This is a genomic window from Aeromonas sp. s8 (assembly GCF_040907785.1).
Taxonomy (GTDB): domain Bacteria; phylum Pseudomonadota; class Gammaproteobacteria; order Enterobacterales; family Aeromonadaceae; genus Aeromonas; species Aeromonas veronii.
In genome coordinates this window covers 17,068-28,035 of record NZ_JBFOCL010000007.1, presented here as the reverse complement: position 1 = coordinate 28,035, position 10,968 = coordinate 17,068, and the positions used below count along the sequence as shown (strand labels likewise).

Sequence of the window (10,968 nt, the reverse complement as noted above, 5' to 3'; positions counted from 1 at the left end):
CGCCCCCATCCGGGGGCGTTGTCGACAAAGTGTTGCCAGATATGGTCGTAGAGCGCCTTCTGGCCCGGGAAACTCACCAGCGTTTTTGCTTCGGCCAGGGAACACCAGCGATAGTCTGTGTGCTCGTCGTTGAGGGTCACCGCCTGATTGGGCGGGCAATAAACCACAAAGACCGGCACTACCTCTATCGTATTCAGGCTCGCCTCGTAAAACTGCTCCAGATACTGGCCGTTGTAGAGTTCGGTGACCCTGATCCCCGTCTCTTCGCCAAACTCCCGAATAATGGTCTGCCAGCCGGTTTCACCCGCCTCCACCGTGCCTGCCACATGACACCAGAAGCCCCCCTTGACCCGTTTCATCACCAGAAATTTGGTTTCGCCATCGACAGTGGTAAGGGCAACGCCGGAGACGGCCTTGCAGCGAATGGGGATCATGATCTTCTCTCCGGATTTGGGCTCTGTGATAGCCATGAACAGTGTGACGGCGTGTTAATTGAAATACGCCTCGGCGGGTAGGCCCATGACCTCTATTTCATTCAGGCCATTTTTGGCCAGATAGTTGGCCACCAGATTGAACCCCACCCAGTAACCGGCATATTTGGGAAATGGCCGGTTATCACGGCAGTAGAAAAAGTCTAAAGAGTTGAACTGCTTGCTGGATAGATGGGGCGTCATCTCTGCCAGGAGCGATTGCCAGCCATGGTGATGAGACTCCTTGAACAGCGAGGGGAGTGTGCCACCATTGAACCTCTGCTCAAAGTAGCAGGCCAGCCCTTCAAAAATCAGGTTTTCGGCCAGTGTTTCTGCTCCCACCTTGTTCTTCTTTTGCACGATATGGTGGACTTCGTGGGCCAGCACGGCAGGCAATTCGGTGATGATCACCTCTTTGATGTCGGGCCGTTCCAGATCAAGCTGGAGTTCTATCCGATACATGTTGATGGCCCAGCCACCGATACCCGAGTCGGGAGCATCCCCCTCGGCAAAAGGGCTGAAGGTGACATCCAGTTGGGAGAGATCGAACAAGGCATTCAATTTGTGCGCCGTCTCGGCAAAAACGTGCCTAATGGTGTCATCGAGTCCATCGAATTTACCCGAGTCGTTTAACAGGGTGAGTTGCATCCAGACATCCTTGTCTATTGAAAGAGAGTGCTGAGCCACTTGCGTGGTCGCGGCGCCATATCACCACGATTACCCTCCTTCAATCAAGGGGTTACCCGCCCATTATGCTTGCCGTCTGGATCGCCTCAATCAGCGCGGCCCGGTTGATGCGAGGGCGCTCGCCATCGAGCAGTTGCTGCCACAGGGCAATGGCCTGACTGTAGCGACTATGCAGGAAGTGATCGGAGGCGAGCAGCATCAGGGCGCTCACTTCCCCCGCGTCCTGCTTGAGGGCACTCTCCAGCAGGCGGGTTGCCTCGGGAGTCAGCTGCTGGCCCGCCTGATAGTAGAGCACGGTGGCTTGGGCGGCTTGAGTCGCCGCGCTGGCGCCCCCCTCCAGCAGAGCGAGACGTTGGTAGGCGAGCAGGGCGTTGTCATATTCGCCCCGATAGAGATAGAGCTGGCCGAGCGCCGCCCAGCTGTCGAGATCGGCAGGGTTGCGCTGAAGTTTCTGATGCAGACTCCCCAGCTCCTTGTCTTGCAGATCCCGCGGGCTCAATCCCGCCAGCGGATCGGGACGGGATGCATAATCCTGCCATGCCTGATAGCGGCCGCTGCTGAGATACACAGCGGCAACGGCAGCGATGGCCAGGAGGCCAAGCAGCAACAAGGCCCGCCCGTGCTGGTTATTGCGGCCGCGATTGTCACGCTGGCTGGCCAGTTGCGCGCGCAGGGCCAGCTCAGCCGCCGGGATGGCGTTGGCCAGGCGGGCGGCGCTCAGCTCCCTGTAGAGTGGTTGGTCGGGGGAGAGGCCTGCCTGCTCCCCGTGCATGATCAGCAAATTCAATTCGCTGCGCGGATCGGCGGCGGGTTGAGGGGTGGCCTCATCGATGGCCTTAACGGCAGGGATGGGTTGCGCCTTTGTGCGTGTCAGGCGGCGAAACAGGGTCAACAGTGCCAGCCCCAACAGCAGCAGGGGGCCGCCCCACAGCAGCGCCGTGCTGGCCTTTAAGGGGGGATCGTAGCGGACGAAATCGCCGAAGCGCTCCGTCATGCGGGCGATCACCTGCTCATCTGACTGCCCCTCGTCCACCCAGCGGTAGACCTCTAGCCGCAGATCCCGGGCGATGGGGGAGTTGGACTCCACCAGATTCTGGTTCTGGCACTGGGGGCAGCGCAGGGCGCGGGCCAGCTCTTGCGCCCGATTTTGCAGCTCGGGATGGCGAAATTGATAGGTATCGACCCCGCTGGAATATGCAGTTGCACTCAGCAGCATGCCGAGGGCCAGCAGGGCGCAGGCAAGAGAACGGCGCATCATGGCTGTGTCTCCCGAGCTGATATTGCAATAGTTGGTGCAGTAGTGGCGGCCTTCATTTGCGCATCCGCTCGCGCCTGGTCGAGCAGGGGGGCAAACTGACGTTGCCAGATCTCCTGGGTGAGCAGGCCGGTATGACGGGTCAGCAGGGCACCATCGGCATCAAACAGATAGGTTTCCGGCGTGCCGTAGACGCCGAGCTCAAGGGCCAGTTTGCCGTCGGGGTCGGCCAGCACAGCGCGATAGGGGTTGCCCGCCTGGATAAGCCAGGCGCGGGCGGCATCCCCCTTGTCCCGGTAGTTGAGACCGTAGAGGGGCACTGTGCCCGCGAGCTCGCTGAGCAACGGATGCTCGGCGCGGCAGTTGACGCACCAGCTGGCCCAGACGTTAAGCACAAAGGGTTCGCCCTTGAGGCTAGCGGTCTGGATCGGACTCCCGTCCAGCAGATTGTCGCTCTGCCACGCAGGCAGGGTACGCCCGAGCGTCGCTTCATCTTGGCTGTAGGGATTGTTGCCAAGGCCGAGCCAAAGCAGGGCGCCGAGGCCCAGGGTCAGCAGCAGTGGAACAAAGAGGCGCAGGCGGGATCTCATAACGCCTCCTGTTCGAGCCGGGGACGGGAGGCGCTAACCGCAACGGGGCGGGAGGCTAGCAAGGGGCGGCGGGCGAGCAGGCGCAGGGTGCCGCCCGCCATCATCAACAGGCCGCCGAGCCAGATCCAGCGCACCAGCGGCTTGTAGTGCAGCCGCATGGCATAGGCATCTGGCCCCATCTTCTCACCCAACACCACGTAGAGATCCCCGAACAATCCCCACGAGATACCCGGTTCGTTCATGTTCATGGTGCGTACGCTGTAGTGACGCCGCTCAGGCGTCAGCTGTGCCACCTCTTTATCGTTCTTGTGCACGCTAAGCGTGATGCGCTCGGCGGTATAGTTGGGGCCGATGATCGGCTCGCGTCCCTCATAGCGAAATTCGAACGCACCGAGCTGGTAGGACTGGTTGGCACTTAGCACAGTGCCCCCCTCCTGACTGTGGTGACTCACTTGCGCGATGCCAAGGGCACACACCGCCACCCCAAGGTGGGCCAGCAAGCTGCCGAACCGATTGAGGGTGAGTTCACGCAGCGACGTCAGTTGCAAGAGCGGGAGCAGCAGGCTGGCCATCAGCCAGAGGCTCACCATATTGGCGAGGATGCTGCTCCAGCTAACGGAAAACGATCCCTGTTCCAGATAGGCAAGGCTAATGAGCCCGCCGCCAAGCAGGCCAAACAGCGGTGGCAACAGCGCGTTGAGTCGGGAATGTGGCGCAAGCTGCTGCCAGCGCAGGCGCGGCAGCTGGGTCATCAGCCCCATCAGGCAGAGGGCCAGCGGCACGAAGATGGTATTGAAATAGGGGGCGCCCACCGACAGCGAGCCCAGATGGAGCGACTGGAACACCATGGGGTAGAAGGTGCCGAGTAGCACGCTGGCGCAGGCCACGCAGAGCAGCAGGATGGCGGCGCCGAGCAGCCCCTCTTTTGACAGCAAGCCAAAGCGGGCATAGGGGGCGCGAATGTCCGCCCGCAGGGCAAACAGGGTGAGGGCGCAGGTCAATAGCAAGCCGAGCAGTAACAAGAGGGTGAGGCCTCGGCTGGGGTCGACTGCAAAGGCGTGCACCGAGGTGAGCACCCCGGAGCGCACCACGAAGGTGCCGAGCAGGCTCAAGGCGAAGGTGAAGATGGAGAGCAACAGCACGGCGTGGCCGTAGGCGCCGCGCTTCTCGCAGACAATCAGGGCGTGCAGCAGGGCGGTGCCGAGCAGCCAGGGCAAGAGGGAGGCGTTTTCTACCGGATCCCAGAACCACCAGCCGCCCCAGCCCAGTTCGTAATAGGCCCACCAAGAGCCCAGCACTATGCCGGCGGTGAGAAACACCCAGGAGCCGAGCGCCCAGGGGCGGCTCCAGTGGGCCACGGCGCCATCCAGTCTGCCCGAATGGAGCGCCGCCATGGCGAAAGCGAAGTTGACTGCAAAGCCGACGTAACCGAGATAGAGCAGGGGCGGGTGGATGATAAGGCCGATATCCTGCAGCATGGGGTTGAGATCGCGCCCCTCCTGCGGCCCCGGAAACTGGCGGTCAAACGGGCTGGAGAAGAGCAGGGTATAGAGGGCAAAGAGCCCGACGATCAGCCCCATGATGGCCAATACCCGGGCTGTGATCAGCGGATCGACCCGCCTGGAGCAAAGGGCCACCAGGGCGCCCCACAGCCCCAGCGCAAACACGAAAAAGAGCATGGAGCCCTCATGGCCGCCCCACACCGCCGCCAGTTTGAAGCCAAGAGGCAGGGCGCTGTTGGCGTGGTGGGCCACATAGCTGACGGTGAAATCATCTTGGCCAAAGCAGCTGGCGAGCAGCAGCAGGGCAGCCCCCAGCAGGATGACATTGATCAGCGCCAGCGGCGTGGCGCAGCGCAGCAGAGTTGGGGAGGCGAGCCGCAATCCCAGCCAGGGCAGGGTGCCCTGCAGCAAGGAGAATGCCGCCGCCAGTAGCAGTGAGAGATAGCCAAGCTCCGCCAGCACATAACCTCCGGTTCAATCTTTGATCTCATTCATGTCATGGCACACACGTCGTGTCGTCTCCCTTTAGCGGGGAATATTGCCAAGCAACGGGTGTGGCATCACCAGAAATTCATTGGGCCAGCAACAAACCAGCGCCAGTCACCCAGGGGTGGCTGGCGCTTATCCCCAGTTTCAATAACCGGTTCACGATCCGTCGTGAGAGGTCGTCAGCAAGGTAAAGAGCAGCGCAGGAACCGGAGTGTATGTGAATACATGAGGATTCCGAGCAGCACATGAGCCTTGATCACGGCCTTGCAACAGGAGCGTGAACCGGTTTTTAAACTACCGTCATCTGGCCGGCGTAGAGCACGAAGTAGCGCAGCAGCAGGATCCCCACCAGGGTCAGGCTGCAGACCAGCACCAGATGACCGTTTCGCTCCCGCAGGGGCGCCGGGGTCAGCAGGGCCAGCAGTTGGGGCAGCAGCATGCCGATCCCCACCACCCCTATCCAGAACACCTGAGCCCAGAAGCCGCTGCCGATGGCCGCCCACATCGCCACCGCTTTCTGGCCGCCACCGAAGTAGAGACCGGTAAAGAAGCAGACCAGCAGCAACACCTCCACCGCCAGCACCGGCCGCTCTAAGCGGTGGACAAAGCTCACCCCCTGGCTGTGATGGTTCTCCTTGAAGAGCGTCACCGCCAGCAAGATGGTGGAGGCGATACCTGAGCTGATGCCCGAGACCAGAAACAACACCGGCAGCACCGGGTTGTTCAAGAGCGGATAGGTCTTGAGTGCCGACAACAGAAAGCCGGTGTAGGCCCCCAGCAGCACGGCAAGCAGCAGCAAGAGCGGCGCCAGCAGCCGTTCGATGCGGGCGAGCCAGCCAATCAGCCCATCCACAAAAGCGAACTTCTCTTTCAGCAACCGGCTGCGCATTGTCTCGATCTCGGTGCGAAACACCACCGCCAGCCAGGCGAACAACACCGCCATATAGAGCTGAAACAGCATGACCCCCATCGACATCACGGAGTCGAACTGGTAGTGGAACATCAGCTTCCAGAAGGTCCAGGGGCGGGCCAGATGGAAGATAAGGATCAGCAGCCCCAATATCACGCTCGCTGGCGCCAGCATGGCGGTCGCTTTGATGATGCCGCTCTCGCTGCCTGCCCCCTTGCGGCGCAGCAGCACCGAGAGGGTGGTGGCTCCAGCGGAGATGCCGAGCAGAAAGAGATAGATAGCGATGGGCCAGTCCCAGACAAGGGAAGGGAAGTGGAATGCGTCATGCAACATGATCCATTCCTCCCTCTGTCACAGCAGTAGATGGCGATGGGGCAAATCCCCACACCAGCGAGGGGAAGTGAAATGCCGCTTGTATGATCATGACGTTATCTCCCCTTTGGGCACGCGGTACATCTTGGGCGAGGTGCCGAGTGCCTGCTTGTAGCGATAGGTGGTCTCTTTCACCAGCCGTTTGGCGATGGGGCTGTCCGGATCATCCAGATTACCGAACACCAGCGCCTTGGTGGGGCAGGACTCCACGCAGGCTGGCTCCTTGCCCGCCGCCAGGTTGGTCTTGCGGCAAAAGTCGCACTTGTCTGCCACTCGGGTCACAGGGTTGATAAAGCGCACCTGATAGGGGCAGGCGGCGAGGCAATACATGCAGCCGACGCAGAGATCCGCGTCGACGTCGACGATGCCATCCTCCTTGCGGATATGGGAGGCGCCGGTGGGGCAGACATGCACGCAGGGGGCGTTGTCGCAGTGCTGGCAGGACTTGCGAAAGAAGCGGTACTCGGCGTCGGGAAATTCACCGATGGGGCCTGAACGGATGATCTCGAGGCGCGAGACCCCTTGTGGCACCTGATTCACCTCCCGGCAGGCGTCCATGCAGGCGGTGCAGCCGATGCAGGCCGTCTCATCGTGGATCATGCCATAGCGGATCCCGTCGATGGTCTGGCTGTGGGCGAGGGGGGTGGCAAGGGAGCGAGTCGGCCCCGCCATCATGATAAGGGCCCCTGCGCCCATGCCCGCCATAAAGTCACGGCGAGAGCAGCTCATGATGCCTCCTTGCAGGTAGCCGGTTTGGACTGCTCCTGCCGGGCCTTGCTGGCCTCATGCTGCTTGCTGTGGCAGTCGACGCAGAGCTTGATGCGGGATTTTTCCGGGATCCCCACCATGGGCTCCTTGACCGGATGCAACTGGTGGCAGCTGGTGCAGGTGAGCTTGATGGCGTGCACGTCGTGGGCCCAGAGCGCCTCGCGCAGTGGTTTGGGCTCGTGGCAGCTCATGCAGACTCCATTCTGCTCGTTGATGGGATAAAGCTTGATGCTCTCTTTATCCTTCAGGCTGTGGCTAAAGCGCATCACATCCTTGACCCCTTCCCTGTGTTGGGGGGAGGGCTGGCCGTGGCAGTTGGTGCAGGTCACCGGTTTGAGGTTGTTGGGATTGGTCGCCTGACCATGCTTGCCGTGCATCCCCTCGCTCTGCTCTTTGTGACAGTCGGTACAGGCCTTGTCGGGATTGCGTAAAAATTCCACCTCATGTGTAGCTGGAACAGGGGTTGCTGCCGGCTCGGCCGCCTGACCCTGCAGGCTGGTGAGCAGCATGGCTGCCATCAGCATCAGTCGTAAGAAATCCATCGTTAAATCACCCATAGGAAACCTCCATCCGCTGCGGGCCCGACTTGGCGCCGGACCCGCAGGCGCCGTTACTGTGCCAGCCGTCCGGCCGCTTTAGCCTCGGCATCCCAGGCGGGGACCGTGGTCTTGAGGAACTGGGCCTTGTCGCTGTTGAACTGCTTCATGTCCATGCCAAGGGCGGCTTGCGCTTTCTCCTTGGTGGAGATGTCGGGGATGGCGATTTCGTGGCTGATCCCCTTGCTGGCCAACAGGCGTGCCAGCTTGGTGCGGGCGTCAGCGGCTTTATCCAGCGCGCTGCCAAGTACCTTGAGGGCCACTTCGGGGGCGTGCATCTGCACCCCGTGGGAGGCGATGGCATAGTCCCAGCGCCACTGGGCGTGACGGATGTCCTGCAGAATATCCTTCATCTCAGCCTCGGTGGCGCCGGCATCCCAGGCCGCCTTGGCTTCAAAGTGGGCGTGTACCAGCTGCTTCTCGACCTTCAGCTTGGTTTCGATTACCGCCTCTTTGCGCTGCTTGACGATCCCCTGCAGCATCTCCTTGCTCTGGGTATGACAGTTGCGGCAGGTCTGCTCGAAACGATCGAAGGGGTTCCCCACTTTGTGATCCGTGTAGACCTTGCCCTGCTCGTTCTGCACCTTGGGCATGTGGCAATCGACACAGGCGACGTTGTTCTGGCCGTGAATGCCGGCGCGCCAGGTTTCGTACTCGGGGTGCTGGGCTTTCAGCATGGGGGTTTTGGAGAGGGCATGAGTCCAGTCGGCAAAGCCGATTTCATCGTAATAGGCCTCCATCTGCTCCACCGTGGTGCCCTTGTCCCAGGGAAATTTGACCGCCTTGGTGGGGCCGCTGAAGTAGTACTCCACGTGGCACTGGCCGCACACCTGGGACTGCTGTTCAAAGCGCCCCTGCTCCTTGAACGGCTTGCCGATGGCTGTCATGGCCCGATCGGCATAGGGACGGGAGAGGTGCAGGGCCGGTTTACCCTCCTTGAACTCCTTCGAGGCGGTGTCGTGGCAGTCGGCGCAGCCGATGGTGTTGACTACTTCCGGCCCGCCCTTGGCCCACATCCCTTTGAAGTAGCCATCCTCACCCTGCTCGTCGATGACGCGGGCCACATCCGGGCCTTTGCAGCTCCAGCAGGCCATGGGCAGGGGGCCATCTTCGGCTGTTTTCGGGGCGCCGGTGCGCAGGGTTTCGCGCACATCGGTCAGGGCATAGAAGTGACCGCGCGGCTTGTTGTAATCCTTGGCGAAGGGGTAACCGCCCCACAGCACCACCATGTTGGGATCTTCCGCCAGCGCATCGGTGCGTTCCTTGCTTTCGCTGGTGGCTTGCCAGCTGGTGAACTGATCGGCGTGATCCTTGGCGAACAGCTCGCTGCGCGCCTCGATCTTGCCTTTGGGTTGCGTGTCATCGGCTGCCTGTGCCCAGCCGCTGGTGCCAAGGCTGGTAGTCAGCAGCAGGGCGGCGAGGCCCAGCTTGATCTGTCTGTTGCGTGAACTCACGATCATCACTCCCTAATCGATCTCATTGCCAGACCTGACAGTTCCATCCTGGATGTGGGCATTGGTTCGCCCCCGCCAAGCAGGAGCAGGCAGGCCGCTTCATTGTTATTAGTGAATAAAACCCATGTTTTTATGCGATTGCTCGAGTTGGATATTACCAAATGGGTAAAAAGAATGATGATTTATCAGAGGGGGGCTTGCGCTAGATCAATTACCGAGAGCACCAACAGACAGAAATGAGATCCCGGTTAAATTATTAAGAAAGTCAGAATATTGGAAGTGTAATGAGTCTCTGTGGCGGGACGGAGCGACACCTGAGGTATGCCTGTGTTATTTGGCAAGGCATGCAGGGTTATCTGTCATATCAATTATCTATTTATGGGTATAAAAATAATAAATGAATAAATATTCTTTTTTTGAGAGGGCTGTCGGTTACAGTCTGTACGGGCCGGGCGTTCCGCCGATGGGCGAGATGGTCGGCAACATCAATGAGAGAAGCCGGCAATGCCGGCTCCTCTCAGGTCTTATCGTGATCAGATACTGTTTGGGTTGCAGCCCCAAAGGCATGGTGGTGAACCAACGAATACCCCGGCTTCGGGGTTTACACCAGCGGATATGGTCACGCTCATCTTATGCCAGAGCCTGGGCCAGCAGATGAATGGGATGCTCGCAGCGGAAGCTGGTGCTCATCTCGATCTGCCATTTGCAGGTTTCGCAGTCGGTGATCACCAGATCGGGGGAGAGGCGGTTGATTTGATCAAACAGCCCCTCGCCGATGGTCTGGCTGGTCTGGTAGTTCTCCGACTTGAAGCCGTAGGTGCCAGCGATACCGCAGCACTGGGACTCCAGCACCGTCACCTTGACCCCGGGAATGGCGCGCAGCAATTCGAGGGTGTAGATGACGCCCCCCATTTTTTCCATGTGGCAGGGGGTGTGGTAGGCGATGTGCAGATTGAGCGGCTTCATCGCCGGTTTGTTGCCCTTGTAGAACTCGTTCCACAGGAAGCGGGTCACCAGCGAGATGCGATCCCGTACCTTGTGGTTGTCCTGCTCCAGCAGGTGGGGATATTCATCGCGCAGGGTAAAGCCGCAGGTGGAGGAGGTGGCCAGCAGCGGCATCTCGTTGCCCAGCAGGGAGTTCTCCATCTGCTTGATGTTGAAGGCCGCCTGCTGCTTGGCCTTGTCCATGAAGCCGTTGGCAATGAGCGGCACGCCACAGCACTTCTCCCGCTCCAGCAACTGCACGCCGATGTTCATGGCGTTGAGCACCTGCACCAGCTCCTTGCCAAGCTGAGGATGGTTGTAGTTGACGTAGCAGCCGTGGAAGTAGGCGATTTGGCGCTCATAACGGGCCTGAGCTTCTTTTTGCTTCTTGTACCAGCCGCGGAAGGTGCCCTGAGAGTATTTGGGCAGGTCGCGGTGGGATGAGACCCCCAGCGCCTTGTCCAGCACCAGTTTCATCGGCTTGAGGCCGGTGGTGAAGTTGACCACCGGCGCCATCAGGGTAGACATGCTGCCCATCAGATCGGTGTGGGAGAGCACGAACTCGCGGATCCCCGGTTTGAAACCGCTGTACTGATGCTTGGCCTTGGCAATGATGTCGCCGATGCGCACCCCGCTCGGGCAGGCTACTTCGCAGCGTTTGCAGTTGGTGCAGTGCTTGAGGGCGCTGTCAAAGAGCTCGGGGCTTTTGATGCGCAGCCGCTCCCCATCCGGGCCCGCCTGTTTCGGGCCGGGGTAGGCGGGGTTGGCCTTGGCCACCGGGCAGTAGGCGGTACAGACGGTGCATTTGATGCACTGATCGAAAGTTTGGTTGGCGTGATCCAGTAGCATGTCAGTTCTCCTCCCGGCGATGATGAAGACACGGGATATGGG

The 10,968-nt window shown here is 60.5% G+C and carries 9 protein-coding genes and 1 pseudogene; all 10 read right to left on the bottom strand.

Annotated elements, in window-relative coordinates; all coding sequences use genetic code 11:
• Positions 1-11: 11 nt before the first annotated feature.
• Positions 12-434 (bottom strand): annotated as a pseudogene (locus AB5Y86_RS00930) (NUDIX pyrophosphatase); the annotation flags it as partial.
• 54 nt (positions 435-488) lie between these two features.
• Positions 489-1,118 (bottom strand): DUF2268 domain-containing putative Zn-dependent protease, encoded by a 630-nt coding sequence (locus tag AB5Y86_RS00925; RefSeq protein WP_368191788.1) that lies wholly within the window; start codon positions 1,116-1,118, stop codon positions 489-491.
• Between the two features lie 91 nt (positions 1,119-1,209).
• Positions 1,210-2,415 carry a heme lyase NrfEFG subunit NrfF gene (nrfF, locus tag AB5Y86_RS00920; RefSeq protein WP_368191787.1) on the bottom strand — a complete coding sequence of 402 codons (1,206 nt, stop codon included), beginning with the start codon at positions 2,413-2,415 and terminating at the stop codon, positions 1,210-1,212.
• Positions 2,412-3,002, bottom strand: coding sequence for a DsbE family thiol:disulfide interchange protein (locus AB5Y86_RS00915; RefSeq protein ID WP_368191785.1), 591 nt, complete (start codon positions 3,000-3,002; stop codon positions 2,412-2,414). Before AB5Y86_RS00915 ends, nrfF begins: the two co-directional genes overlap by 4 nt.
• Positions 2,999-4,966 carry a heme lyase NrfEFG subunit NrfE gene (gene nrfE, locus AB5Y86_RS00910; protein ID WP_368191783.1) on the bottom strand — a complete coding sequence of 656 codons (1,968 nt, stop codon included), beginning with the start codon at positions 4,964-4,966 and terminating at the stop codon, positions 2,999-3,001. The genes AB5Y86_RS00915 and nrfE overlap by 4 nt, the downstream gene beginning before the upstream one ends.
• Positions 4,967-5,282: 316 nt before the next feature.
• Positions 5,283-6,236, bottom strand: coding sequence for a cytochrome c nitrite reductase subunit NrfD (nrfD, locus tag AB5Y86_RS00905; RefSeq protein WP_368191781.1), 954 nt, complete (start codon positions 6,234-6,236; stop codon positions 5,283-5,285).
• 87 nt (positions 6,237-6,323) lie between these two features.
• Complete coding sequence (gene nrfC, locus AB5Y86_RS00900) at positions 6,324-7,004, bottom strand: cytochrome c nitrite reductase Fe-S protein (protein ID WP_368191779.1); 681 nt, start codon at positions 7,002-7,004, stop codon at positions 6,324-6,326.
• A complete protein-coding gene (nrfB, locus tag AB5Y86_RS00895) occupies positions 7,001-7,600 on the bottom strand; it encodes a cytochrome c nitrite reductase pentaheme subunit (protein ID WP_368191777.1) in 600 nt (199 codons plus the stop codon). The genes nrfC and nrfB overlap by 4 nt, the downstream gene beginning before the upstream one ends.
• A 53-nt stretch (positions 7,601-7,653) precedes the next feature.
• Entirely contained in the window at positions 7,654-9,099 is a 1,446-nt protein-coding gene (gene nrfA, locus AB5Y86_RS00890) for an ammonia-forming nitrite reductase cytochrome c552 subunit (protein WP_368191775.1), read from the bottom strand.
• Positions 9,100-9,723: 624 nt separating this feature from the next.
• Positions 9,724-10,926, bottom strand: coding sequence for an anaerobic glycerol-3-phosphate dehydrogenase subunit GlpC (gene glpC, locus AB5Y86_RS00885; protein ID WP_040069181.1), 1,203 nt, complete (start codon positions 10,924-10,926; stop codon positions 9,724-9,726).
• Between the last annotated feature and the right edge of the window lie 42 nt (positions 10,927-10,968).

Bases quoted from the DNA above. Each gene is read 5' to 3' on its own strand.
- nrfA (WP_368191775.1), bottom strand. From the start codon at position 9,099: ATGATCGTGAGTTCACGCAACAGACAGATCAAGCTGGGCCTCGCCGCC.
- AB5Y86_RS00925 (WP_368191788.1), bottom strand. From the start codon at position 1,118: ATGCAACTCACCCTGTTAAACGACTCGGGTAAATTCGATGGACTCGAT.
- nrfB (WP_368191777.1), bottom strand. From the start codon at position 7,600: ATGGGTGATTTAACGATGGATTTCTTACGACTGATGCTGATGGCAGCC.
- nrfC (WP_368191779.1), bottom strand. From the start codon at position 7,004: ATGAGCTGCTCTCGCCGTGACTTTATGGCGGGCATGGGCGCAGGGGCC.
- glpC (WP_040069181.1), bottom strand. From the start codon at position 10,926: ATGCTACTGGATCACGCCAACCAAACTTTCGATCAGTGCATCAAATGC.
- nrfF (WP_368191787.1), bottom strand. From the start codon at position 2,415: ATGATGCGCCGTTCTCTTGCCTGCGCCCTGCTGGCCCTCGGCATGCTG.
- AB5Y86_RS00915 (WP_368191785.1), bottom strand. From the start codon at position 3,002: ATGAGATCCCGCCTGCGCCTCTTTGTTCCACTGCTGCTGACCCTGGGC.
- nrfD (WP_368191781.1), bottom strand. From the start codon at position 6,236: ATGTTGCATGACGCATTCCACTTCCCTTCCCTTGTCTGGGACTGGCCC.